The sequence below is a fragment of the Clostridium sp. D5 genome (assembly GCF_000190355.1).
GTDB classification, from domain to species: domain Bacteria; phylum Bacillota; class Clostridia; order Lachnospirales; family Lachnospiraceae; genus Faecalicatena; species Faecalicatena fissicatena_A.
This window is the reverse complement of sequence record NZ_GL870820.1, coordinates 5150-28688: the sequence shown is the minus strand read 5'-3', so window position 1 is coordinate 28688 and position 23539 is coordinate 5150. Positions and strand designations below refer to the sequence as shown.

General features: G+C 44.8%; 25 protein-coding genes. 2 read left to right on the top strand and 23 right to left on the bottom strand.

What is annotated here, in order from left to right; all coding sequences use genetic code 11:
- Position 1: 1 nt before the first annotated feature.
- The 10 genes from gltX to hisD all read right to left on the bottom strand — a co-directional run bounded on the left by gltX (position 2) and on the right by hisD (position 11329).
- Entirely contained in the window at positions 2 to 1456 is a 1455-nt protein-coding gene (gltX, locus tag HMPREF0240_RS20305) for a glutamate--tRNA ligase (protein WP_009005280.1), read from the bottom strand.
- Position 1457: 1 nt separating this feature from the next.
- Positions 1458 to 2231, bottom strand: coding sequence for a Sir2 family NAD-dependent protein deacetylase (locus HMPREF0240_RS20300; protein ID WP_050794587.1), 774 nt, complete (start codon positions 2229 to 2231; stop codon positions 1458 to 1460).
- A 107-nt stretch (positions 2232 to 2338) separates the two neighbouring features.
- The gene (locus tag HMPREF0240_RS20295; RefSeq protein ID WP_009005278.1) at positions 2339 to 2776 is read right to left on the bottom strand and encodes a threonine/serine exporter family protein; all 438 of its coding nucleotides are present in this window, start codon (positions 2774 to 2776) and stop codon (positions 2339 to 2341) included.
- On the bottom strand, positions 2773 to 3546 hold the full coding sequence (locus HMPREF0240_RS20290; protein WP_009005277.1) for a threonine/serine exporter family protein: 774 nt from the start codon (positions 3544 to 3546) through the stop codon (positions 2773 to 2775). The genes HMPREF0240_RS20295 and HMPREF0240_RS20290 overlap by 4 nt, the downstream gene beginning before the upstream one ends.
- Before the next feature lie 169 nt (positions 3547 to 3715).
- Positions 3716 to 4945 carry a hypothetical protein gene (locus HMPREF0240_RS23615; protein ID WP_198137831.1) on the bottom strand — a complete coding sequence of 410 codons (1230 nt, stop codon included), beginning with the start codon at positions 4943 to 4945 and terminating at the stop codon, positions 3716 to 3718.
- Positions 4946 to 5064: 119 nt separating this feature from the next.
- A complete protein-coding gene (locus HMPREF0240_RS20275) occupies positions 5065 to 7041 on the bottom strand; it encodes a DUF2207 domain-containing protein (protein ID WP_035314395.1) in 1977 nt (658 codons plus the stop codon).
- Between the two features lie 13 nt (positions 7042 to 7054).
- Entirely contained in the window at positions 7055 to 7606 is a 552-nt protein-coding gene (locus HMPREF0240_RS20270; protein WP_009005274.1) for a LemA family protein, read from the bottom strand.
- Between the two features lie 158 nt (positions 7607 to 7764).
- A complete protein-coding gene (locus HMPREF0240_RS20265; RefSeq protein WP_009005273.1) occupies positions 7765 to 8238 on the bottom strand; it encodes a hypothetical protein in 474 nt (157 codons plus the stop codon).
- A gap of 497 nt (positions 8239 to 8735) precedes the next feature.
- Positions 8736 to 9995 carry a histidine--tRNA ligase gene (gene hisS, locus HMPREF0240_RS20260; RefSeq protein ID WP_035314393.1) on the bottom strand — a complete coding sequence of 420 codons (1260 nt, stop codon included), beginning with the start codon at positions 9993 to 9995 and terminating at the stop codon, positions 8736 to 8738.
- A 47-nt stretch (positions 9996 to 10042) separates the two neighbouring features.
- Positions 10043 to 11329, bottom strand: a complete 1287-nt coding sequence (gene hisD, locus HMPREF0240_RS20255) for a histidinol dehydrogenase (RefSeq protein ID WP_009005271.1) — start codon at positions 11327 to 11329, stop codon at positions 10043 to 10045.
- A 341-nt stretch (positions 11330 to 11670) separates the two neighbouring features.
- Between hisD and HMPREF0240_RS23610 the strand changes: the two genes are divergently transcribed.
- Positions 11671 to 12111 (top strand): MarR family winged helix-turn-helix transcriptional regulator, encoded by a 441-nt coding sequence (locus HMPREF0240_RS23610; RefSeq protein ID WP_009005270.1) that lies wholly within the window; start codon positions 11671 to 11673, stop codon positions 12109 to 12111.
- 13 nt (positions 12112 to 12124) lie between these two features.
- Positions 12125 to 12679, top strand: coding sequence for an AraC family transcriptional regulator (locus HMPREF0240_RS20245; RefSeq protein ID WP_009005269.1), 555 nt, complete (start codon positions 12125 to 12127; stop codon positions 12677 to 12679).
- On the opposite strand, the gene HMPREF0240_RS20240 is transcribed toward HMPREF0240_RS20245, so the two are convergent.
- The 13 genes from HMPREF0240_RS20240 to HMPREF0240_RS20180 all read right to left on the bottom strand — a co-directional run bounded on the left by HMPREF0240_RS20240 (position 12668) and on the right by HMPREF0240_RS20180 (position 23440).
- Positions 12668 to 13120, bottom strand: coding sequence for an EamA family transporter (locus tag HMPREF0240_RS20240; RefSeq protein ID WP_009005268.1), 453 nt, complete (start codon positions 13118 to 13120; stop codon positions 12668 to 12670). The genes HMPREF0240_RS20245 and HMPREF0240_RS20240 overlap by 12 nt on opposite strands.
- Positions 13121 to 13151: 31 nt before the next feature.
- A complete protein-coding gene (locus HMPREF0240_RS20235; protein WP_009005267.1) occupies positions 13152 to 13610 on the bottom strand; it encodes an EamA family transporter in 459 nt (152 codons plus the stop codon).
- A gap of 68 nt (positions 13611 to 13678) precedes the next feature.
- Positions 13679 to 15709: a complex I subunit 5 family protein gene (locus HMPREF0240_RS20230; RefSeq protein WP_035314390.1), complete on the bottom strand. Its 2031-nt coding sequence runs from the start codon at positions 15707 to 15709 to the stop codon at positions 13679 to 13681.
- A gap of 12 nt (positions 15710 to 15721) precedes the next feature.
- Positions 15722 to 17194: a proton-conducting transporter membrane subunit gene (locus HMPREF0240_RS20225; protein ID WP_009005265.1), complete on the bottom strand. Its 1473-nt coding sequence runs from the start codon at positions 17192 to 17194 to the stop codon at positions 15722 to 15724.
- 12 nt (positions 17195 to 17206) lie between these two features.
- Positions 17207 to 18700 (bottom strand): proton-conducting transporter membrane subunit, encoded by a 1494-nt coding sequence (locus HMPREF0240_RS20220; protein ID WP_035314442.1) that lies wholly within the window; start codon positions 18698 to 18700, stop codon positions 17207 to 17209.
- A gap of 65 nt (positions 18701 to 18765) precedes the next feature.
- A complete protein-coding gene (locus HMPREF0240_RS20215; RefSeq protein ID WP_035314388.1) occupies positions 18766 to 20271 on the bottom strand; it encodes a proton-conducting transporter membrane subunit in 1506 nt (501 codons plus the stop codon).
- On the bottom strand, positions 20268 to 20642 hold the full coding sequence (locus HMPREF0240_RS20210; RefSeq protein WP_009005262.1) for a cation:proton antiporter subunit C: 375 nt from the start codon (positions 20640 to 20642) through the stop codon (positions 20268 to 20270). Before HMPREF0240_RS20210 ends, HMPREF0240_RS20215 begins: the two co-directional genes overlap by 4 nt.
- 1 nt (position 20643) lies before the next feature.
- On the bottom strand, positions 20644 to 21600 hold the full coding sequence (mbhE, locus tag HMPREF0240_RS20205; protein WP_009005261.1) for a hydrogen gas-evolving membrane-bound hydrogenase subunit E: 957 nt from the start codon (positions 21598 to 21600) through the stop codon (positions 20644 to 20646).
- Positions 21597 to 21866, bottom strand: a complete 270-nt coding sequence (locus tag HMPREF0240_RS20200; RefSeq protein WP_009005260.1) for a hydrogenase subunit MbhD domain-containing protein — start codon at positions 21864 to 21866, stop codon at positions 21597 to 21599. The genes mbhE and HMPREF0240_RS20200 overlap by 4 nt, the downstream gene beginning before the upstream one ends.
- Entirely contained in the window at positions 21863 to 22216 is a 354-nt protein-coding gene (locus tag HMPREF0240_RS20195) for a monovalent cation/H(+) antiporter subunit G (protein ID WP_035314385.1), read from the bottom strand. Before HMPREF0240_RS20195 ends, HMPREF0240_RS20200 begins: the two co-directional genes overlap by 4 nt.
- A complete protein-coding gene (locus HMPREF0240_RS20190) occupies positions 22203 to 22550 on the bottom strand; it encodes a monovalent cation/H+ antiporter complex subunit F (RefSeq protein ID WP_009005258.1) in 348 nt (115 codons plus the stop codon). The genes HMPREF0240_RS20195 and HMPREF0240_RS20190 overlap by 14 nt, the downstream gene beginning before the upstream one ends.
- Positions 22540 to 23031: a Na+/H+ antiporter subunit E gene (locus tag HMPREF0240_RS20185; RefSeq protein WP_035314383.1), complete on the bottom strand. Its 492-nt coding sequence runs from the start codon at positions 23029 to 23031 to the stop codon at positions 22540 to 22542. The genes HMPREF0240_RS20190 and HMPREF0240_RS20185 overlap by 11 nt, the downstream gene beginning before the upstream one ends.
- A gap of 133 nt (positions 23032 to 23164) precedes the next feature.
- On the bottom strand, positions 23165 to 23440 hold the full coding sequence (locus HMPREF0240_RS20180) for an ATP synthase subunit delta (protein WP_009005256.1): 276 nt from the start codon (positions 23438 to 23440) through the stop codon (positions 23165 to 23167).
- Between the last annotated feature and the right edge of the window lie 99 nt (positions 23441 to 23539).

Sequence of the window (23539 nt, the reverse complement as noted above, 5' to 3'; positions counted from 1 at the left end):
TCTAGCCTAATTTTTCAATTGCAATTCTGATTCTTCTGAGAGACTCTTCTTTCCCGATGATATCCATGATCTCGGTAGCACCTCCCGGTGTATTCTGCTTACCTGAGACAGCAGTTCTTACCGGCCACATGACATAACCGTTCTTGCAGCCTTTCTCTGCCACATAGCTCTTCAATGTCTCAAACAGCGCATCGTTACTGTAATCTTCCTGTTTCTCAAGCAGCGGGAGCAGCTCTGTAAGTACTTCCAGGGATGTCTCTGCATTGGTCTTCATCTTCTTGTGTGTATACATTGAAATATCATATTCCAGTAGCTCTTCGAAGAAATCTACCTGTTCCCTGATATCCGGGAATATCTCAATTCTTGTCTTAATCAGCCCGGCGATCTTCTTCAGATCGTAATCCTTTGTGATACATTCTTTGAGGTAAGGCTCAGCCATCTCATAGAATGTGTCAAAGTCCATCGCTTTTAAGTATTCTCCATTCATCCATTTTAACTTCACCGTATCAAATACTGCCGGAGATTTATTCATTCTGTGGTAATCAAAAGCTTCCACAAGGCCTTCCAGGGAGAAGATCTCCTGTGTATCGGCCGGGCTCCATCCCAGCAGCGCCACAAAATTCACAACAGCTTCGGATACAAATCCCTGCTCAATCAAATCCTCATAGGAGGAATGTCCACAGCGTTTGCTCAGCTTCTTATGGTTCTCATCTGTAATCAGCGGACAGTGTACATAAACCGGCACATCCCAGCCGAAAGCCTGATACAGGCGGTTGTATTTGGGTGCGGAGGAAAGGTATTCATTTCCCCTGACAACATGTGTGATTTCCATCAGATGGTCATCAATCACATTGGCAAAATTGTAGGTTGGAAAGCCATCGGATTTGATCAGAATCATATCATCCAGCTCATCATTCGGCACGGTTATGTCTCCGTAAATCTCATCGTGGAAGGTCGTTGTCCCTTCATTCGGCACATTCAGGCGGATAACCCATGGTCTGCCTGCAGCCAGATTGGCTTCCACCTCTTCCTGAGAGAGTCCCAGGCAGTGTTTGTCGTACACAACGATATCTGTTCCGTCTTCTGACACAGATGTCTTGAGAGACTCCAGTCTTTCTTTGTCACAAAAGCAATAGTAAGCGTCCCCCTGTTCTACCAGCTGCTTTGCATACTTCAGGTACAGTCCGGAAGCATTTCTTTCGCTCTGCACATAGGGGCCGTATCCGCCGTCTTTGTCAGGCCCTTCATCATGAATCAGCCCCGTTTTTTCCAGCGTGCGGTATATGATGTCCAGAGCGCCTTCCACAAAACGCTCCTGATCCGTATCCTCCACACGGAGAATAAAATCACCGCCCTCATGTTTCGCGATCAAATACGCATACAATGCTGTCCGCAGGTTTCCTACATGCATCCTTCCTGTAGGGCTGGGTGCAAATCTTGTTCTTACTTTACTCATGTTATCTCTTCTCCAATTCATGTTCTTTATTCCATTTGTTCTGGTATTCTTTTACCAATTTTTCAAGCGCATCATCCACTCTGCTGTAGACAAGCACATCTGCAAGCCTGTCAGAATAATGCTCTTCATTCGTGATCAGTATCAGCTTATCCCCGTTATAATACTGGATCAGCTGATGGCACAGGGCCGCATGGAGGCTCGTTCCCAGTACAAGAAGCACATCTGCTTTCTGAATCTCCTCCGCCGCTTTTGTCACAATACTGTTGTCCACCATTTCTCCAAAAAGACAGATCTTGGGGCGTATCGTGTTCTTGCAGCTTTCACAGAGCGGCACACCTTCTGTTTCCCTAATGTACTCGATCGAATACTTTTTACCGCAGTGCGGGCAGAAATAGTCATATATACTGCCGTGAAGATTAATCACATTCCTGCATCCGGCTCTCTCCAGGAGCCCAAACAGCCGTTTTGTTATCTCTGAGTGTACAAGGTGGTATTCCTCCAGCTTCTTCAGGTTTTCAAATCCCGTACCCGGCGGAACCGCTGTTGCAGCAAGCATCTCGTTTCTGAGAAACTCAAAAAATATTTCTTTTCTCGTCGCATAAAATGCGCTGCTTAAAATCTCTTCGGCTGAATATCCATATTTCTGCTCAATCTCATAAGATTCTTCTCCATCACGTAATCCGGGGTAGCCATTCTCAAGAAGCATCTCAATCCCACTCATCGCTACAGTGTACTTACTTTCTTCCAGCATTTGTAATATGTTTTTACTTCGCATATTCATCCCGCCCTTTCATCAAGCACGAACAGTTGTTGCAGGTTATGTTGTTAGATTAATTATAAAACAAGTCCTATAATTGTTCAACAAACAAAAAGGGCGATATTTCATTGCTTTTCTACTTTTTTTATCCGCACTTTAAACAAAGTGTCCATAATAAAGATGGCCAGGGCGATTACTCCGGCGATCTCAAGTGTCTGTGTCAAATAATAGCTGCTTTTGGCGCTGTCATTGGCAATAATGTAATACACAATCCGATACATCCCGGCTCCCGGTACGGTGGGCAGGATTCCGGCAATCAGAAATATTGTTACCGGTGCCTTAAAAATCCGCGCGAAGGTATGGGATGTTAGTGCAATCGCCAGTGCGGAAAGAAAAGATGACAGAACTACATCTACTCCCCACTGGACACTAAACAGATACACAAAGCCGCCTATTGCGCCGGCAATCCCGGCATGGAGCAAATATCTGCGCGGCGTTTCCAGGAGTACGGCGAACCCCGCCACAGCCACAAAGGAGCCCACAACTCCGAAGATCAGTTTCATAAGATACCACCTCCCGGATGAATAAGTCCGGCAAGTGCCATTCCTGCACCTACCCCAAGCGCGACTGTTGCCGCTTTCAGAAAGGCTTCCAATATCCTGGCCCCTCCGGAAATATAGTCTCCCTGGAGCGTATCTCTCACAGCATTCGTAATGGCTACCCCGGGAACCATGGGCATAATTGCACTGATAATCACAATATCCTCATCCAGGGACGGAAAGACCCATTTCAGGAGTATTGCCGCTGCCGCTATCCCAAGAGAAGACAGCGTGTCCAATATAAATCCGTTAATCTGCAGGCGTTTTCCCAAAGTCACAACCAGTGCCAGCACACATCCAACGGCTGCCGCTGCTGCCGTTTCCAGGATTCCCCCGCCGAACAAGGGCGCGAAGCCTGTGGGAACAAGTATGGTTGCCAGATTGTATACCCAGACACGGTACTGCTTGCCCCCGATATTCTTCAGCTCTTCGTAAGCTGCTTTCAGCGTCAGTTCCCCTGCACAGTATTTTCTTGATATATCATTTACCTTCATAATCCGGTTCAGATTGGTTCCCCGCTCCTGTACTCTTTTGATCACAGTAATCGGCTCCATATCCGGATTACTGATTGTGGCTACAATTCCCGTCATCATCACGCTGGCCTCTACCGTCTCTGTCTGAGCCGTGCGCAGAATGTGATACATTGTATCTTCTACTCTGTAAGTCTCTGCTCCGCTGCGCAGCATCATCTCACCGGCCAGGACAGCCGTATTCATCACAAGCTTATAATCCATCTGTTCTCCCGCCTTTACCCCGGGCGCACCCGGCACACTGAGATTTTTAATCTCTATAATACATAGTCTGCACAAATCCTTACACATTTTAACACATTTTCAGTAGAAATCCACCTCTACGGGTAAATTTTCCCTCTGTTTAGATAAAAACTCGTCACAAACAGCGGTTTTACTGCACGGTCGCACCCGTTCCCTCAAAAACATTCTGATAATGCTCAAGATGATCTCTTGGCGCCTTAATGGTAATTCCAGTTCCGCCATTTTCACCGAACACATTACTGCCCACTTCGACAGCGCCACATTTTATCATGTCTAATTTTGATATTGTAGTATTAAGAAAAGAATAATCTTCAAGTCTTGTTACATTCGCCGGAAGCGAATATATACCGATTCTTCCGCAGGGAAATGCAAGAAGCGTTGTCATGCTGCTGTCAAATAGCATGCCTTCGAGACAAACATAATTCTCATTGGCTTCCATAAGTTCGATCCATCCCAGATCTGTCATATCACCCAGGGCACCGGGTTCGATATTTACAATATTTGACGGAATGAAAAGTTCATAGATCTCAGCGCTGACCCCATCAAATGCGCCTCTTGCGATTCCGGTGCAACCTTCCGACGGCAGATAGAGCCGGCCATTTTCTACAATCCCAGCAGAAGGATCGTAACTGCAGATCATTCCATCTTCGTTTACCGTAAAACCTGCCGGCTGTTCAATCACCGGATCATCTGTATCAGTACCTGGATCTACTCCATCATCCGGTATATCCGGCGCCTCTTCATCCGGATTATCAGGTACAATATTCTCAGGCGGTACTGTCGGATTGTCGTCTATTGAAGGCTTGTCCGGTACAATTGGCGTATCCGGCACGATTGGTGTATTTGGCTCAGCCGGTGTATCCGGTACCGAAGGTTTCTGATGCCCCGACGGAATATTGGGAATATCCGGAATCACCGGAGGTGTAAAGTTACCTGTAGGTGTTTCCGGCAGCGAAATCTCTATCCTGCTGAGATCCGGTCCTGATATTTCCACGCCTCTTAAAAGTACATCAGACAGAAAGTCTGTTTTCTCTGCATCCAGAGAGTTTGTCACAGTCCCCGGCTCTCTGTTTCTGTCGGACAGTTCTTCGATATTTGATTTTACCGGTATCGTAGCCGCAATATTTTCAAAAACATCTAAAGCCCCTGTGTCTTTTATGTTTTCTGCGTAAGGCAAAAATTTCTTTCCCGTATATTTGCCGTAAACCATCTTATGCACGGCATTAGACTCCTTAAATTCCAAAGCGGGAAGTTCACAGACCATCCCCGCTGCCATCAGAAGCGCAAGCAGCACTCCCACGATACGCGAGCCTCTTCTTCTCACATTACCGTTTTCAAAAATTCTTATACAATACTCCATATTCAATATTACCTGTACCTTTCAATTTTTCACCACAAAAAATACTCACAAATATAAATTTTATATAAGAAAAAGGAACGCTGCAATCTTTCGCAACATTCCTTTGCATTTTCTTAATGTTACCAGCTGCCGCCTCCGCCTCCGCCAAAACCTCCGCCGGAAAAGCCGCCTCCGCTGAAACCTCCGCCTCCAAAACTGCCGCCACCGGAACCACTTGTCTCCGGCGGTTTCGATACAGTCAACGTGGACGCCGTTTTATTCAGGCTGCTCATCATCAGTCTGTTAAACATAAAGTAGTCAAAAAATGTATAACTGTGATATGGAGAATACCATTCAGGAGCCGGCAGTGACAGGCCTTTCAGTTTTACAGCAAATACATCGGAAAGCCCGAAAACATATGCATAAGGAATAATATGATAGAACCACTCCGGGTTCGTTTTTGCCAGCTCGTTCATGCGCTCCAGTTCGGCTGTTTCAATAAAGTCACGAAGCCCCGCAAGTCTTCCCATCCATTCTATACATTGGGGGGTCCGTCTTTTCATGAACCCTGCCAGCCCAATCAGTATTCCCGTGATCCCCAGGACAGGAACCAGCACCCCTATATAGTTAAAGACTTCATATTGCAATACACGCATAACATAACTTCCCGCATATACTGCGGTAGATAAAAAGCAGACAGCCAGTGTGCCTCCCGCTGTCAGTTTACGGGAAGTGTCGGTCCTGGCGTACCATGTATCAATATTAAAACAGAAAATCAGTGTCCCTGTCAGAAGCATGATCCACAAAAGCACCTGTAAAAAAATCCTGCCGCCGCTTGTATAAGAATAAATACTCGTGAGCAGCATGAACCAGGCCATAGGCAGAGTACAGCAAATAATTGCCGCAACCCTGGCAGCTTTAGATTCTCTGGTATAAATCATGTCCCGGCCCTGCTTCTGAAAATAATTCTTCAGCTGCTTTTTGGCCATCTCCATGGTCCCTGAAAACTTATACTGCAAATCGCTGATTTTGCGGATATCCCCATGATCGAACAGCTTGTTGAAAATGCAGAACTGATAGCTGGGCGCTTCCTTTGGAAGCTCTTTCAGCTTAAATAAACTTAGCTGGTGATCCGGCATTTCTTTAATGCGCAGGAAGCCTTTGTCAGCCCAGTATATAATCAGGGAAAGTAAATCCTTATCATCCACACTACCGTCAATAATATAACCCACAGCGGCACTGTCCAGATTGTCCGGAGGCTGATACTGAATAGAAGGGATGATCGGTTCGTCTCTTCCGAACCTCGCGAACAGAAAAACAATCAGCAGTAAAAGGATCACTGCCGGTAACAGCAGCAGCCAGGGCAGATATGTAAGCTGCCCGACACCTGTAAAATAGCCCTCTGGCATAGGTGCAAAGAAAGAAATCCCCTGGCCGAGTTTCAGGTCTGTTTTCAGAATCCCCGTCACAGTATTCCCGTCCCATGAAAGCTCCAGAATTTCTTCTGCATTCTTATTCTCCCCATAACCTCCGTAATAAAACTTCAGGATATCATGAGAAAAATCCTTCGGAAATGTAACAGTAAATCTGCTTCCTGCGGGAACAGGATTCTGCCATTGAAGCGGAAATACATTATAATAAGCATTCTGGTATTCATTCTCCTGGAATCTGGGGGTAACCGTATAGGAAAACTGATATTCTTTCTGGCCATTCTGATATTCATCCTCAGTCCCAAACCGGATGACCTTGCTCCCGCTTTCAGAACTGATCTCCATCTCTTCCTGAGATTTAACATCTGTCATCTTTGCATTATAAGGTACCGCCTGCATGTTCCTGCCGTCTTCTCTGGAAAATACGGTGCCCTTAACCGGAATATAACGGTATATTCCGTGGCGGGGCGTCCTGAAATCAACTCCTATATGCTCCGTAACTTTATAGGACTGGTTCTCCCCCACCTCGATATCTGTGTTGAAATATTCCGTTGTCATGTTCGGGTCTTCTTTCAGTTTTACCTCCGGGTTCACGGCCCTCTCCACGATCCCAGAACCAAACATCATAAATACCCAGACTACCGCCCATACAATGAGCGCGGCAGCCCTTCCGCTAAACTTCTTCATACTGATAATCCCCCTAGAAAGCTACTTTCACATTCTCGCGCTCACTGCTCTCATTTACCTCATACAGCGGCTTTCTCCTGAATCCGAAAATACCGGCAATAATATTGCCCGGGAACATCTCTGTCTTCGTGTTGAACTGGTTCACAACACCATTATAATATCTTCTGGAACCGGCAATCTCTTCCTCGATCCGCTGCAGCTGATCCTGAAGCTGCAGGAAATTCTGATTTGCCTTCAGGTCCGGATATGCCTCAGATACTGCAAATAGGGACTTTAAAGTCCCGCTGAGAATATTATCGTTTGCGATCCTCTCTTCCGCCGTTGATGCATTCATGGCCGCATTGCGCGCTGAAATCACCTTCTCAAGAGTCTGGGACTCATGTTTTGCATAGCCTTTCACCGTCTCCACATAATTGGGGATCAGATCGTATCTTTTCTTCAGAGATACATCCATCGCAGAAAAAGCCTCTTCCGTCTTATTCCTCAGCTTAATAAAACCATTATAAGAGCCTACGAGCCAGATAATAATAACCACAACGATTGCTAATATAATCCATATTGCCATAAATACGGCCTCCTTTTTTAATCCTTGACACTATTATTTCCAATTATAAGGCAGTTTCGTACTTTAGTCCATATGATTTCTAAAATTCGGCACATTATTCTGCAGCAGAGCTGCAAATCCCCCCGCAGGGGCATGCATTCACGTATTTCTATTTCTTCTTACTGCCCATTCGTACAGTTTGCCGCATCAATCGCTATGACGAGCAGCAGTCCCATGAGTTCATCAGCCGGATTTGCAAAGTCGAGCACGTAAGTGTCCCCCCAGTGCAAAAGTTCTTTGGTTATATGTACCACCGTACTGCGTCCGTTACAGACATCATACTCCCAGCCGAGAAAATCACCTTCTACATGCCAGCCGTTAAAGTTCACTTCATATCTCGGACGGAAAAATGTCAGTTTTTTCTGGATCTCTCCCTGCGGAACACCATGCATTTCAATTTCGAACTGGGGCATCAAAGTCAGAAGTTTCTGCCGTATGGCCCCGACTTCCCTCTGCCTCCAGTCGTACACATGGATCTGATGGCCCAGCGCAAAAAACTCAGCCTTTATAAAATATTTTGCCGCTCCGCTCTCGTCATATACATCATAAGAATCCGTCCATGAAAATACACGCTGTTTTATCAGTAAACGCATTTTAATCTCCTCCCGTGTGTTAAATTTTAACGTTTTTTATAACATGAGCACTTAGTGACCATACTTTGATCACTTACGTGTGATGCTTGAAAAGTAGCTGGCAAGTATTTTTCGAGTCTTACTATTTTTATATCATACCATATAATGGCCTCTTTGTTATAATTTTTCTTTTTATTTACTATTCGCAATCCAGTAGTTTCATAACACAGGAATATATTGCACGAATTCTTTCCTGCCTGACGGCACTCCTCTCTATCCCCCCCCCAAAATGTTCTGGTAGATTTGGCTGGGGATGTACTGGATGACCTGTGCCTTTCAGAGCGAAGGAGATTTTGGAGACGTCAAAAAAATCAGATAAAATAGAAAAGAACATACATGCCGGGAGAGCAAGTGTAAAAAACACTTGATTCCTGTTAGTATGTTCTTAATTTTCCTTAAAGGGACTGAAATTCGATATGAAACGTCAGCCCCCTCTTCACACTTCTCCACAATTACAGCTAATCCACAGAATCACGATAGCACTCTATAATATCTGTATATCCCTGTTCTGTCAACTGTACTTTCTGGAACTTTTTATTTTTTTTCATATTTACAATCATAACCTGCCTGCCCGCTGCGCGTTCCTTTTTTGCAAGGTCCAATACTTTGAGCATTTCCCCGGCGGACATGTTCTTTTCAATCAGGAAGGCTTTCTTCTCTCTGCTTGATGGCACCAGAAAGCCTCGTTCCAGCAAAAGCATTACGATACGCTCAAATCCAATGGAAAACCCAACCGCAGGGATATTCTGTCCTGTAAATTTACCAATCATCTCATCATAGCGCCCGCCGCCGCCGACACTTCCGCCGAACTCATCCATAGAGATTTCGAAAATCGTCCCTGTATAGTAGGACATTCCCCGCACAAGAGTTGGATCAAAACTGATCTTGAAATCTGCTTCTTTTGCACTTTCCACACTGGTAATGATCATTTCCAATGAAGCCGCCGCTTCATCCTCTAGAAAGCCTTTCAGTTTCTCCTTGCAGTAGCGTACACCTTCCACGTCATTCGTAATCTCTTTGAATAACTGAAGATATTTGTCCACCGATTCTTTCGCATATCCATTTTCCATTAATTCCGCAGCCACGCCGTCCATACCGATTTTATCCATCTTATCCAGTGTGATGAATACACTTTCATAATCTGCTTCAGCAAATCCACTGTACGCCGCCATTGCTTTCAGAAATTTACGGTCATTGATACGGATGGTAAAATTCTGAAAGGAAAGTTTTCCAAGCAGCGCCGTAGTCGCCAGAATCAATTCTATCTCAGCCAGATTGCCCGGCTCACCCAAAATATCAATGTCGCACTGTGTGAACTGACGGAAACGCCCGCGCTGCGGCCTGTCCGCACGCCATACATTGCCGATCTGCAAAGCTTTAAATGGAGATGGCAGCTCATTCGCATGATTGGAATAATACCGAGACAGCGGAACCGTTAAATCATAACGTAAACCACCATCTATCAGATCGCTCTCCTCTATTGCTGAGTCGATCTTCAGCTTCTCTCCACGCTTCAAAATCTTAAAAATCAGTTTTTCGTTGTCTCCGCCCTGCTTACTGCACAAATTTTCAATATGCTCGACACAAGGGGTCTCGATTGAGGAAAATCCAAATGATTTATAAGTCTCCTTGATCAGTCCAATCGCATAATCCCTGATTTCCATTTCTTCAGGCATTATATCTTTCATTCCGGTGACCGGTTTTTTCTTTAAAGCCATAACCATTCTCCTTTTTAAGCGCTTGTAAAATGCCAATGCTATAGATTCTATTTTCTAATTTTAACTGCCAGGGCATGTGCCATCATTCCCTCGGACTCAGCAAGCCGAATAATATGATCAGCATTCTTCTTTAATGCAGTTTCCGGATATTGGATCACACTATATCCTCTCATAAATTCCATTACTGACATACCAGAAGAAAATTTTGCAGTTCCACATGTTGGAAGAATATGATTAGTTCCGCAGAAATAATCACCTACGGGCTCGGTACTGTACTCACCAACAAATACTGCGCCTGCATTCGTTAACTTTGCAAGTGCATCCTGATAATCATCTAATAGTAATTCAGCATGCTCCGGGGCAATTTCATTTACAGCATCCACGGCTTCTTCAATAGAATCAACTATAAAAATGTCGCCATAATTTTCAAATGTTTTTTGAGTTGCTTCTATAAGATGATTTTCTTCACACAGGCGGTTGATTTCATCCTTAATCTTTTGAGCCTGTTCTTCTGATAAACAAAAAGCTGTACTGGCTTCAAATCCCGTTCCGTGCTCTGCCTGAGACATCATATCTGCAGCAATAAAAACGGGGTTTGCATTTTTGTCAGCGATAATCGCAATTTCAGAAGGCCCGGCGATAGAATCAATTTTCACTTCGCCAAACAAAAGCTTCTTTGCCATTTGGGTAAAGTTATTACCAGGCCCTGTTATTGCATCAACCTTCCTGACAGTTTCCGTCCCATAAGCAACAGCAGCTAACCCCTGGGAACCCGAAAGTTTATAATAGTTTCTGACATTTAAATAGTCAGCTGTATAAAGTAAATGTTCATCAATCGTTCCGTCCATTCCTGGTTTTGTCAGTATGTATATGTTTGGAACTCCGGCAACTATCGCAGGAATCAGATTCATGTATAGTGTAGAGACGAGCGGCGCCATATTTCCTGGAACAGTAACAGCCAAACTATTAATAGGAGTATATTTTCGTTCGAGTACAGCACCATCCTCATAGACTTCTGAAAAGCCCGCAGGTAATTGCTTTTTATGAAATCTAAATAAATTGTCACAGGCTCTTTTTACAGACTCTTTAAATTCCTCCGATACTTTTTCCTTTGCATATGCAAATTCTTCTTCTGATACGAACAAGCCAATTTCATTCATATCAACATGATCAAATTTCTTCATGTAAGCATATAAAGCTTCATCGCCCCGTGTTTTTACATTTTTTAACACTTCCCTGACAGTAGTTTCAACCTCTTGGGGAATACTGCTTCTTCGTTTAAGAAGATGAATGAATCTTGGGTTTTCATAACTAAATTTGCTGATTGTAACCATTGTTTTTTTCTCCTTCTCTTTTTTTAAACAGGCGTTTAATAAACGCCAAAACCCATTGATTTTACTGGGGTTTCTAACACTTTGTTTTTTCCGTTTATGGGAAATTTATTATAAAAAAACGCCTGCCAGAGAATTTTTCCCTAACAAGCGTGGATCAAGCATTTGCCTAATATCAGTTTAAATAATAGCAATACAAATATCATTTGTCAAGCCCAATATAATTGCAAAATCTCTCTTGCAAATCCATCTTGACAAGCGAAATTAGTTAAGCTATAATAATTAAAATCACTTAACCAATTGCGCGCAGAGAAAATCAAATTATACCCGGGAGATGAAAACCTATGGAATTAAAAACGGCTTTGGATGCATTTTATTACAGTACAGTTTTATGTGACCTGCAACTTATGAACAAACAGTTTGTGGATGAGACTCTTTCCTACAATAGTCTGCTCTATCTGGAACTTATTTTTTCTATGAAAGGAAAATGTACGGCATCCAAAATTGCAAATCTACTACAAGTTTCTAAACCAGCTATTACGCTAAAAATTAATGCGCTGATCCGTCAGGGACTGGTGATAAAAGTACCGGATCCTGATGACCGCAGGCAGAATATATTAACTGTCAATGAGGATGCAGTTCTGAAATACAAAATCTATCGCAGACAGGACAACGAAGCGATTGCTCGAATCAAGGAAAAATTTTCTGAAGAAGAGATACAGAAATTTTGCAGTATGTTAGATATTATTTCTACAATTAATTATGAAGAAATCGATGTAAAATGAAAGGTGGGGAAAAATGAAAGTTCTTTTAGTAGATGAGAGATTTTTTGATTTCAACATATTACAGAATTGCGTCGCTGAAGGTATTTGCTCGCTGTTGGACATCGACATGCTTATCACGGGCAAGGAAAACGCTACACAGGCAGACCGCCTTGAGGCAAAGCCGGATAAACCAGTTTATTCAGAAGAATCATCCGATATATCCTGTAAAAACCAGCAGCAGATGTTACTTAACCAGGCGAAAGATTACATAGACAATCATTACATGGATTTTGATTGTTCCTTATCTTCTGTAGCAAAATTCATACATATATCGGCCAGCTATCTGAGCCTCATCTTTAAAAAAGAAGTGGGGATAACATTTGTTAATTATCTAACTCTTTTGCGTATAAAAAAGGCAAAGCAACTGTTATCCTCCACCGATCTCATGGTCTATGAGGTATCTACAAGAGTGGGATATGAAAATTATTCCTATTTCAGCACGGTATTCAAGAAAGCCACAGATCTTTCTCCCAGGGAATACCGCCTGATATACCACAACAATGAAACGTCCTGCAATTTACACACCTGAAACTAGAATAACGCCGACAAGACACATACTTATACCAATCAGCCGTTTTAGAGTGACTTTTTCTTTATAGAAAACGCCTCCAACAATCACCAGGGCAATCGCGAGTAATACATATAACAAGACACTTCCAACGCTGAGATTCCACCCCATACGGAACATCAGCAGTACGGATGCGTCCATACATACCAGACATATCCCAAGTGCTGGTGCGGTCCAGTTGATTTTCTTCAGTTCCTGTATAAAATTTTGCCCTTTTTTAGTTAAGAAAAACATTCCAATTACAACGACAAGACACACGCTATAGCACAGACAAAGAGATACATAAGGATCAATGGTTTCTGGCGTAACCTTCTGGATAATCATATAAGGGGCACGAGACCCAATCATTAAGATTGCCGGTGCCAGATAATTTAATTTTGTAATTTTTTTTGTTTTTTCCATATTTACTCCTCCTTTGTAAGGTGAAATCAGGTTATATTTTTCCTTTTGTAGTCTCTTCAGGGGAATTTATAATATAAAGTCCAACCGCACAGGCAATGATACCAGCAATTTTCCGTGCGGTAAGACTTTCTCCAAAAAAACACACCCCAACAATCACAACAATTACTGAGCAGGCAATGTTAGCTATCAAAGATCCAATGCTAATATCCCAGCCTGCTCTGAACAATAAAATGAGTGAAAGATCTGCAAACACAATGCACACTCCCAGGCAATAGGATGTCCAGTTTGCCTCAGCGGCAGTGGCGAACAGATTTCTGTCTCTGTTTGTCAGAAAGAACAGGACAATACAAACCAGAAGTGCCATAGTATAGGTGACTGCAAGAGAAACAAAGGGATTTATTTTCTCAGGTGTCGATTTTCCTACTACATTGTAAAATACATTTCCCAGGATTCCCAGTAAAAGCGGTGAAATAAATACAATAAAACTCATAAAAATCTCCTTTCCGCGCCCCTTCGGGCGCCGCACAATTTTCTTCTGCTACCCTTCCTTGTCCCGTCTTACAGCAGCAGGTACACCAGTATAAAGAGCATTCCGATCCCAGCCAGCTGCAACCCGTAGGACAGGCTGAACCGGATCATATCCCGGCTTTCTCTTCTTTCCAGGGCTTTCCTTCCCAGCTTCCAGCGGTAGGAAACGGACTCTTCCCGTTTTTTGAGATAAACTGCGCCTTTGTCCAGCAGCGTCCCTATCACTGCGTCCAGCTTCGGCAGTGAGCCTGTACGGTGGGGTATTTTGCAGTCCTTGTAGAGAGTCTTTCTTAATAGAACAATGATACTATCAATAAGCGAATCCCCAATTCTGCAGAGGAATACGCCGATAAAGGGCAGGATCCGTTCAAACAACGGCCGGTAAACCAGGTTCTCCAGGTCCAGCCACTTCGGCCAGGCATCTGGATAATAGCTCTGGCTGCCTGCCTTTTTTTTCAGGAAAAAGGTTCGGATCACCAGCAGATACAGCACAACTCCTATCCCAATCGAGAGCAGGCCGCCCTTCAGGCAAACCATCCCAAAGAAACGAGGGATATGCGGTTCCTCATGCATAAGCATAAAGCCCTGGCTTATGCCCGCCAGTTTTTCCATTGTTTTCACAGGGGTCATTCCAAGAACAGGCAGTATAACAGCACTGGCTCCGATAGCAAACATGCTCTGCTTATCAATATAAGATTTCTTCATTCCTTCAAATTCCACCTGTTTTGCGGCATCTGTATTCTTCTCCCAGAAAATAGAGAGATACAGCTTCAGCATATAGGCTACGGTAAGGCCTCCGCTAATCAGGAAGATCCACTCCACAAACACGAAAATAGGAGCCCCTGAATATTCTACAATGCTCTCATGGAGCAGCGTTTTGCTGATATAACCGTTCCAGAGCGGAATACCGCCGATCCCCAGAGCCCCCATAAGGAATGTCAGGTGCAAAAATGGTTTTTTGCGCCCGAATCCCCGTATATCATTCAGATTCAGCTGATGCGTATTCATAAAGACCACACCGGCCACCATGAACAGAACAAGCTTGATCAGAGAATGGTTCATCATATGAAGAAATGTTCCATGTACTGCCAGGCCATTTTCTTCTGCAAGCATGCACTGCATGCCTGTTCCGACTAATATAAACCCAATCTGGGACATGGAAGAACATGCCAGGGTACGTTTTAAATCAATAGAGAATACCGCCAGCACCGCACCTCCGAACATGGTCACTACTCCCAGTGCCAGTATCATGCTGCCCCATTTTGTGTCCCCATAGAACATATAGCAGCTAATGATAAGGATTCCATACACGCCTGCCTTGGTAAGAATACCGGACAGCAGTGCCGATGCCGGTGCCGGTGCCACAGGATGTGCCTTTGGAAGCCAGATATGAAGCGGAAATGCACCCGCTTTTGCACCAAATCCAACCAGCAGACAGCTCCCGGAAATATACAGCACTCTCTTATCCGGATAATTCCGGCAAGCCTCATAAAGTTCTGAGACCTCCAGTGTTCCCACAGATGTATAGAGCATAAACAGCCCCATCAGCAGCACCATTCCACCGATTACCGCTACAGCAAGGTACGTCTGTGCAGCCCTTAACGATTCTTTTCTTTCATCCTGTGCAACCCACACGTAGGAAGTAAAAGACATGATCTCGAAAAAGATAAAGGTCGTATACAGGTTAGCGGAGAGGAATACACCGATCGTAGCTCCCAGTGTGATAAGCTGGAACAGATAATAACGGTTTCTGTTCCGGTAATGTCTGAAATACTCCCTCGAAAATATAATGGTCATCATCCACATAAATGCGGCAACCACCCCATAAATGCCCCGAAAGCCATCCATGGTAAAGTGGAGCCCCATCCCACAGACCCCCTCCAGAATGCTTTCTGTCCCCTGAAGGCAGACAGCACCGTAGAGCAGCATGAAAAATTCCGACACGACAATAAAATCTGCTAAATAATTTCTGGCTTCCCTCGATTTTTTTCCTATAAGATAGGTAATCAATGCACCGGCCATAGGATAGAATACCGGTATTGCCAATTGTATTTCCTTCAAATGTGCCACCTCCTAAAATACACCATTTACAACCTTTGTAAGAAAGTCCGTAAGGGGTGCGGAATAGATACCGAATCCTATAATCGCAATGGAAAACAACATCAGAGGCAGTATCATCTGCCAGCTGGGATCCTTCACATTCTCAATGGACTTCTCATTAAATCCTTTTTCGGGGAAGAACCCGCGCACCACAATAGCCATCATGTAAATGGCTGTCAACAATGCCGATATCAGAAGGCATCCCACTCCGGCCCAGGCCATATAATTGCCGCTTTCTAACGCGGCTTTTGCAAGATACCATTTACTGATAAATCCGCATCCGCCCGGTACCCCCATCAGGCCGAGGGCCGATACTGTAAATGCTCCGTAAACCCAGGGCATTCTTCGTCCAAATCCATCCATTTCATATATATAATGCTTGTGTGACTGATGTATAATTGACCCGGAACAAAAAAACGCGCTGATCTTCATAACCGCATGGAATACCATGTGGCACAGCGCACCCAGAAGCCCGGCCGGCGTCATGATGGTGGCCCCGAAGATGATATAGGACAGGTTGCTGACCGTGGAGAATGCCAGCCGCCGCTTCATGTGGGTCTCTTTGACCGCCATGCTGCAGCCGAATACAATGGTAAACATGGCAAGCACCATCACCACTTTCTGTGCCCACGTTCCCCGGAGGATTTCTGTCCCAAAGCAATAATATGTCAGCCGGATGATTGCAAAACCGCCCGCCTTTACGACCGCCACTGCATGCAGCAGAGCCGTGACCGGAGTAGGTGCCACGCCGGCGTCCGGAAGCCAGGAATAAAAGGGAAACATTGCAGCCTTGATGCTAAAGCCGAGAAAAGCAATGACATAGAGGAGCAGTACCAGATCCATCCCCACTCCTGCAGTCCCTCCGTTCAGGATTCCTCCTGGCGTAAAGCCGCTGCCGTCCCCGCAGCGGATCAGAAATACCATTCCCATAAACCCAAGGGCCGCTCCGCCGATAGAAAAATAAATATATTTTCTTGTTGCCAGAACTGCTTCTTTTGTAAAAATATGTATTACCAGAGGTATCGTTACCAGTGTCAGCATTTCATAGAAGAAATACATAGTCACGATATTGGCAGAGAAAGCGATTCCAAGCGTAACACCGTAGGTCATGGTATAGAACATGAAGAAGGGCTGCTCCCGTTCTTCCGTGGACATATATTCATAGGAGTACAATGTGGCAATCGGCCACAGAACTGATATCAGGCCTGCGAATACCATACTCAATCCGTCTATTTTCAAGGCTAATGTTACTTTTTCTGTAAACCGGAGCATCACCAGTTCCTCTGGCCTGTTGAACAGAAGCAGGAATACAAGGACAGATGTCAGTATCACCACTGCTTCAATATATATCTCCATATGGGCACGTTTCCTGAAAGGAATCAAAGGAATGAAGACTGCTAATATGATTGGTAAAACAACTGCTATGATTAATAACTTTTCGTTCACGTCTTCACCTCCTTATACTACCGCTGCTGTGATGTTTCCAAGAAATGTAATCAGACCGCCCGGGAACACCCCCATAATCAGTGCCCCTGCAGCCAGAATGATAAGCGGCAGGACCATCTTTACGGAAGGCTCTCTCTTCTTCCGGGCCTGATAATTGTAATCCTCGCCGGGCAGAAATCCGTCAATTGTGACAGGAAGCAGATAGCCTGCAGTGAGCAGCGCGCTCACAAGGAGCACAACCGGCCCAAGCCATGAGAAAGTCTTTACACCGCTTTCCAACAGCCCCTCTGCCAGATACCATTTACTGATAAACCCGCTCGCCGGCGGAATTCCAATTAACGCAAGGGATACAAAAGTATAACACCAGATTGTCACAGGCATTTCTTTCCCAATCCCCCGAAGCTGACCCACTCTCGTATATCCCGTCTGGTAAATGACCGCCCCTGCACTCAGGAAGAGTGCGGTCTTAATAAATGCATGGAACAGCACATGCAGAAGGGATCCTGTAAGCGCGGTGGGATTCAGAACCGCCATACCGAGCATAATATAAGATGCCTGGCTTACAGAAGAATAGGCCAGCCTTTTCTTTAATACCGGCTCTTTAAATGCCAGCATAGAGCCCAGGAATATCGTGATAAGCGCCAGTATCAGCCACGCATACTGCACCCAGCTGCCTTTCAAAAGTTCTGCCCCCGCAACATAATAAACCGAACGCATCACTGCCAGCACACCGCCTTTCACAATAATTGCAGACAATACAGCGGATGCCGGAGCAGGAGCCACCGGGTGCGCTGTGGGCAGCCAGGCATGCATCGGGAACATCCCCGCTTTCACGCCAAATCCAAGGATCATGAGAAATATCCCCAGATGCAGGATCGTTCCGTTCTGTGCCAATACAGCGGAATCCATAACGCCCCCGGGAAGGAATTCCATACTTTTCCCAAAATGATAGAAAACAAAAACTCCAAACAGTGCCATGTAAGCCCCGCACATAGAGTAAAAGAGATATTTCAGGCCTGCCATGACCGCCTCGTGAGTCTGCGTATGCAGAACCAGGGGCATGGATACCAGTGTCATCATCTCAAAGAACAAATACATGGTTACAAGATTTCCTGCAAGGCTCAGGCCCTGCAGTGCACAAAGGGTCAGAAGATAAAATCCCCAGAACCTTCTTTTGTGATGTTCGTGGTTCAGGTATTCCACTGAGAAGATTCCTCCCAGAAGCCAGATAAACGCTATAAATCCCAGAAAAAAGGCTCCCAGATCATCCAGCCTGAATGAAATGTCCAGTCCCTCTGTCAGGGAAAATAAAGTCAGCTGCGCTTTGGTTCCCCTGCTGTATGAAAACAGCAGCATACCGACAGAGGCCACGGTAAGGACAAGTGCTAGTACAGCAGCCCAGGACATCTTCTTCTCCCTCATTTTTCGGGCAGGAAGCACAAGAAAAAGAAGTCCTGCCGCTGCCGGTATAAATATTGAACATAAAATCCATGCCTGTATGTACATATTTCCTCCTATCTGCCATAAAAATGTGTCTGCCGGTTCACTGCACATGAATTACAGGACACGTCTCATCCCAATATCTCCAATCCGTTTTTGACCACCCGCATGACAGGAGCCGTACAGATACCAAGAAACAGGTTCAGGACTGTTCCTCCCGCAATTGCAGCCTTGAACTGCCAGGAATTGTCCACAGTCTTCTCCTTCATCCCCGCTGCTTTTTCCTCTTTCGTCAGCGGTGTATAGAGGATCAGAACCACTCTCATAAAATAAATTGCGTTCAGTACGGTACTGATTGCCAGTGCCGCGAGCACCGGTATCGTATAAGCGGTCGTCTCCAGGGATGCTTCTGCGAACATCATCTTACTGACAAATCCGGCAAATCCCGGAATACCAACCATGGACAGGGAACCTGCTGCGAATCCCACGCCAGCCGCCTTGTTACGGAACCCGGCTCCTCTCAGCCCGTTGATATCCCTGCATCCACCTGACGCTTTGATCAGACCGTACGCTGCAACGAATACCAGAGATTTTGCCGCAGCATGGGCAAAAATATGGTAGACACCAGCGCCGTTTCCTTCAGCCGAGCCAAGTCCAATTCCCATGAAAATATAGCCAATCTGCGCTACGGAGGAATACGCAATCATTTTTCTTATATTCTTTTGCCGTACAGCATCCAAAGATCCAAGTATCATGCCGATGATTCCAAACACAAACAGAATATCTATGATATGGCTTTCTGCAAATACTTCCGGTCCAATTACTCTATAAATAATTTTAATAAGAAGGAATATATATCCCTTAGACACAATGCTGGACAGCATAGCCGATGATGACACCGTGGAATACCCGTACGCATTGGGAAGCCAGGAATGAAACGGCCACAACGCGCTCTTAATAGCAAGCCCGACGCTGACAAGTCCGATAGTCAGTATCAGTGGAATACGGTATTCGCCTGTCTGCCAGATTAAAAGGATGCTCTCTTTCATATAACTCATGAGAAGATGCCCTGTCATATCATAAAAGAAGCTGATTCCAAGCAGCAGAAGGCCGGATCCCATCAGGCTCATAATCATATAACGCACACTTGCGGCTATCGTTAACTCATTGAATTTTCCAAGAATCAGCCCGCATGCTGCGATTGTATTTATCTCAACAAAAACATACGCTGTAAACATATCGTTGGTATACACTAACGCCAAGCTGGACGCCAGCATAAGATTTGCCATAATGTAATAAAAATTAGCCTTATCTGCCTCAAGATCTGCACGCGCTTCTTCCATCCCTCCAAATAACGCCACCATCATAATGATGCAGAAAAACAATGCCATAGCCGCTTCCAGCATACCTGCGCGGAGCTCGTTGCCCCACGGTGCGGGAAAATGCCCCATCATATAGGCATAACTTTCACCTGTTCCCATCAGGAACACAAGCAGGAATGCAGACATTATCCCTATCGCAGCTGTCACAAAGATACTGATCCGTCTCGCCGCTTTTCCCTTCACCGCGGACGTAATGATGGCGGCAAACATTGCCATCAATATAGAAAAACAGGGAACATTCTGTACAAAACTCATTCTTCCTTCTCCCTTATCTTGAGCGATATTACATCCAGATCCAACGTGTGGTATCTGTTATACAAGCAGATTGTAAGCGCCAGCATTACAGCCGTAACAGACACCGACACAACAATCCCTGTCAGTACAAGCCCGCTGGGCAGAGGATTAATATAGACCTCAGCACTCTGCACTTGATCCACAATAATGGGCGCTTTCAGCCCCCTTATATACCCTTTAACCGCAAGGAAAAGATACACTGCTGTGTCCATAATGTTCAGCCCGATTATCTTTTTTATCAGGTTCTTGTGAAGGAACAGGTCTGTAAAACCAATTCCAAATAAGATAACTGCAACGATTTCAATGAAATTAGACGTCAAATTGCTTCCCATGTTACAGGCCCCCTCTTCTGAACAATGCATAAAATGCATAAATTGTGCATGCAACCTCTGTCCCTACACAAATATTAATGGGAAGAATAATCCCTCCGCTTAATATATCCCCAGGAACTCCCAGTGGGAAAATATGCTCCAGCCCGTTTGCCCCGGTTAAGAAAAAATACAGTGCAATCAGGCCATACATCAAAAGTGCGGTAACCTTGACGATTACATAAATCTTCTCATTAAAAAATCTCTGTGTACTTTTAAATCCGAAAGATGCCGCATAAAGTATGAGCCCTGCCCCTATGACAGCACCGCCTGAAAACCCGCCGCCCGGAGACAGGTGTCCATTTAAAATGATATAGATACCAAATAAAAAGATTACCGGACATACAATCTTTGCCACTTTCCGCAGTACGGTATCATACAACGGCTCCAGCCCATAGTCATCAAGCTTTAGTTTTTTACGTTTTTCCTCATTCTCCACCATAATAAGAATCATTACACAGCAGGTCGCTATAAACAGGACTGTCACTTCCCCGAAGGTATCGAATGAACGGTAATTCAAGATCACTCCCGTTACTATATTGACAGCCCCCGTCTCCTGTAGTCCTTCCGTAATATACCTTTCAGGCACTTCATTGTTGGTGGGATTTGACTCCCCCCCTACAGACGGAAGATAAGATACTGCATAAACTAAAATCATGATCAGCAGCAGACAGATCAGAATACTGACAGCGATATACACTTTGCTGTATGTCTTCAATCTCTCATTACAAGAGTACTCTCTGCTCTTTTTCTTTATCTCTTCGTAGTCTGACGGCTCATATATCTGTTCCGGGTCTTCAAGGGGCGCCGGTGGTTTCATTTCCAGAGTTCCCACAAAGGGATCCTTTTCCCCATTCATCCACCTTCTAAACCGGTAGGCCAGACTGCTGTTATACTCCTCCTGGGGACGTTTTCTGCTCATTCTCCAGTCTCCTTTTCGTCTTCATCTTCTGAAGATATTCTTTGAATTTTCTTCAGGGTTACAAAAAACAAAAGTGAAGTAACACCTGCCCCAACGGCCGCTTCCGTTATTGCCAGGTCCGGGGACTCCATCATCATCCAGATAACTGACATAATCAGGCTGTACGCCATAAAAATGAGAATAGAATTCAGGATATTTTTATGAAAGCTGACTGCCGCTGCACATATAACAAGAAAAACTAAAAGTATCCATGTAATAACTGTCATGCTTCATCCTCCTCTATATCCTCAGGATTTTCTACCGGACAGCATTCTTCCATTTCTACCCGGGACAGCACTTCCAGTTTTGCAACCATGTGTGCCGCAACAGGTGAAGTCATCCAGAGAAATACAATGATGAACAGGATCTTGGCGCTTGGAAAGGTAAATCCATTGAAGATCACAGTACCTGCCAGCAAAAGACCGCAGCCCAATGTATCTCCGATGGCTGCTGCATGCATCCTGTTCAGCACATACTGAAACCGGAAGACACCAATAAACTGAATCACATAAAATATAAGCCCTGCTGCTATACAGACGGCACCTGTCAAAAAACGGATCCATTCAAGAACAATCATCTAAAGCATCCTCCTTCCGCTTTTTTCTACGCCCGTTGCGCGCACGGTATACACCGATGTAAATCTGTGACAAAATTATAACTCCAAGGAAACTAATTAATGCATAGATCAGGCTGATATCCAGAAGGTATGACTCATTCAGCAGCAAACCAAGAACGGCAATGGCCGCAATCACAATACCTCCCAGCATATTGACCGCAACCAGTCTGTCTGCCACAGACGGGCCGAGAATCAGCCTGAGCAGGCATAGTAGGAACATTACCGAAAGCACTGCAAATACAATAATTAAAAATTTTTCACTTACGTCCCCCAGCAACGGTATGTCATGAAACATCTCCTTTCACCTCTCCCTCTGCCATAACCTCCAGTTCCCTGATCTTTTTCACAAAGCCAGATTCGTGGATCCCTACTGCATATTCACGATCAAGACTGTGTACAATAAAGCTGCCCTCCTCCAGATCGGTTGTAATCGTCCCCGGAGTCAGGGTAATCGAATTCGCCAGCACCGTCTGCCCGGTCTGTGTCTTTACATTCGTTCTGAATTTCACAAGTACCGGTTCGGGTTCCCTGTCAAATTCCAGGATCAGCTTCGACACAGCCAGATTCGCTTTCATAATTTCTACAACCAGGAACAGCATATATTTTATAATTTTCCATATGCACCCTGCAGTCTTGAGCTCCCGCCTGGGTGAATACTCCATAAACTTATATAAAAACAAATACAAGGCACCGCAGATAACCGCGCCAAATATTACAATTTCCATTGTTATTCTGCCATTTAAAATAATCCATAGTACAAATAAAAGAATGAACATAACTATCACCTCATCGGTTCTGATCCTGCAGGACGTCCCATATGGATTTCCTATGAAAGAAAGACGCGCATGATACATACTGCTTTATATCTGCGCGCCTCTGCATGTTAACAGGTCAATAAGTAAACTGCCTTTATTCCTTAGCCTTCCAATTTGCATATCTGGTATAGATTGCCATGGTCTTTCCCACGTGTATATGGCCTCCCGGAATCAGCATTGTCTTAATCTCTTTACTCTCCGCTTCCCGGATCTTTACCTCTCCCTTTTCCAGGCGCTTCAGTGCAAGGCTGTGCCCCGCCATATATCCTTCCTGTCCCGAAGCTTCCTCTACAATCACCATCTCAACTTCCCCGGAATAGAAGAGTTGCTGCGGCGTTACAATCTCCAATAAAAATCTATTTGCTGCCATGCGCCCTCCTCCGTCTTCTCCTGCGGCATTTCTTATACATTCCCGCCCTGGGCGTACTTTTCTACCACATCTTCAATTCCTCCTGCAAACAGGAACATG

What these genes read in the sequence shown, in the direction of transcription:
- gltX (WP_009005280.1), bottom strand. Translation starts at nt 1,456, where the DNA reads ATGAGTAAAGTAAGAACAAGATTTGCACCCAGCCCTACAGGAAGGATG.
- HMPREF0240_RS20300 (WP_050794587.1), bottom strand. Translation starts at nt 2,231, where the DNA reads ATGCGAAGTAAAAACATATTACAAATGCTGGAAGAAAGTAAGTACACT.
- HMPREF0240_RS20295 (WP_009005278.1), bottom strand. Translation starts at nt 2,776, where the DNA reads ATGAAACTGATCTTCGGAGTTGTGGGCTCCTTTGTGGCTGTGGCGGGG.
- HMPREF0240_RS20290 (WP_009005277.1), bottom strand. Translation starts at nt 3,546, where the DNA reads ATGGATTATAAGCTTGTGATGAATACGGCTGTCCTGGCCGGTGAGATG.
- HMPREF0240_RS23615 (WP_198137831.1), bottom strand. Translation starts at nt 4,945, where the DNA reads ATGGAGTATTGTATAAGAATTTTTGAAAACGGTAATGTGAGAAGAAGA.
- HMPREF0240_RS20275 (WP_035314395.1), bottom strand. Translation starts at nt 7,041, where the DNA reads ATGAAGAAGTTTAGCGGAAGGGCTGCCGCGCTCATTGTATGGGCGGTA.
- HMPREF0240_RS20270 (WP_009005274.1), bottom strand. Translation starts at nt 7,606, where the DNA reads ATGGCAATATGGATTATATTAGCAATCGTTGTGGTTATTATTATCTGG.
- HMPREF0240_RS20265 (WP_009005273.1), bottom strand. Translation starts at nt 8,238, where the DNA reads ATGCGTTTACTGATAAAACAGCGTGTATTTTCATGGACGGATTCTTAT.
- hisS (WP_035314393.1), bottom strand. Translation starts at nt 9,995, where the DNA reads ATGGCTTTAAAGAAAAAACCGGTCACCGGAATGAAAGATATAATGCCT.
- hisD (WP_009005271.1), bottom strand. Translation starts at nt 11,329, where the DNA reads ATGGTTACAATCAGCAAATTTAGTTATGAAAACCCAAGATTCATTCAT.
- HMPREF0240_RS23610 (WP_009005270.1), top strand. Translation starts at nt 11,671, where the DNA reads ATGGAATTAAAAACGGCTTTGGATGCATTTTATTACAGTACAGTTTTA.
- HMPREF0240_RS20245 (WP_009005269.1), top strand. Translation starts at nt 12,125, where the DNA reads ATGAAAGTTCTTTTAGTAGATGAGAGATTTTTTGATTTCAACATATTA.
- HMPREF0240_RS20240 (WP_009005268.1), bottom strand. Translation starts at nt 13,120, where the DNA reads ATGGAAAAAACAAAAAAAATTACAAAATTAAATTATCTGGCACCGGCA.
- HMPREF0240_RS20235 (WP_009005267.1), bottom strand. Translation starts at nt 13,610, where the DNA reads ATGAGTTTTATTGTATTTATTTCACCGCTTTTACTGGGAATCCTGGGA.
- HMPREF0240_RS20220 (WP_035314442.1), bottom strand. Translation starts at nt 18,700, where the DNA reads ATGTACATACAGGCATGGATTTTATGTTCAATATTTATACCGGCAGCG.
- HMPREF0240_RS20215 (WP_035314388.1), bottom strand. Translation starts at nt 20,271, where the DNA reads ATGAGTTTTGTACAGAATGTTCCCTGTTTTTCTATATTGATGGCAATG.
- HMPREF0240_RS20210 (WP_009005262.1), bottom strand. Translation starts at nt 20,642, where the DNA reads ATGGGAAGCAATTTGACGTCTAATTTCATTGAAATCGTTGCAGTTATC.
- mbhE (WP_009005261.1), bottom strand. Translation starts at nt 21,600, where the DNA reads ATGAGCAGAAAACGTCCCCAGGAGGAGTATAACAGCAGTCTGGCCTAC.
- HMPREF0240_RS20200 (WP_009005260.1), bottom strand. Translation starts at nt 21,866, where the DNA reads ATGACAGTTATTACATGGATACTTTTAGTTTTTCTTGTTATATGTGCA.
- HMPREF0240_RS20195 (WP_035314385.1), bottom strand. Translation starts at nt 22,216, where the DNA reads ATGATTGTTCTTGAATGGATCCGTTTTTTGACAGGTGCCGTCTGTATA.
- HMPREF0240_RS20190 (WP_009005258.1), bottom strand. Translation starts at nt 22,550, where the DNA reads ATGTTTCATGACATACCGTTGCTGGGGGACGTAAGTGAAAAATTTTTA.
- HMPREF0240_RS20185 (WP_035314383.1), bottom strand. Translation starts at nt 23,031, where the DNA reads ATGTTCATTCTTTTATTTGTACTATGGATTATTTTAAATGGCAGAATA.
- HMPREF0240_RS20180 (WP_009005256.1), bottom strand. Translation starts at nt 23,440, where the DNA reads ATGGCAGCAAATAGATTTTTATTGGAGATTGTAACGCCGCAGCAACTC.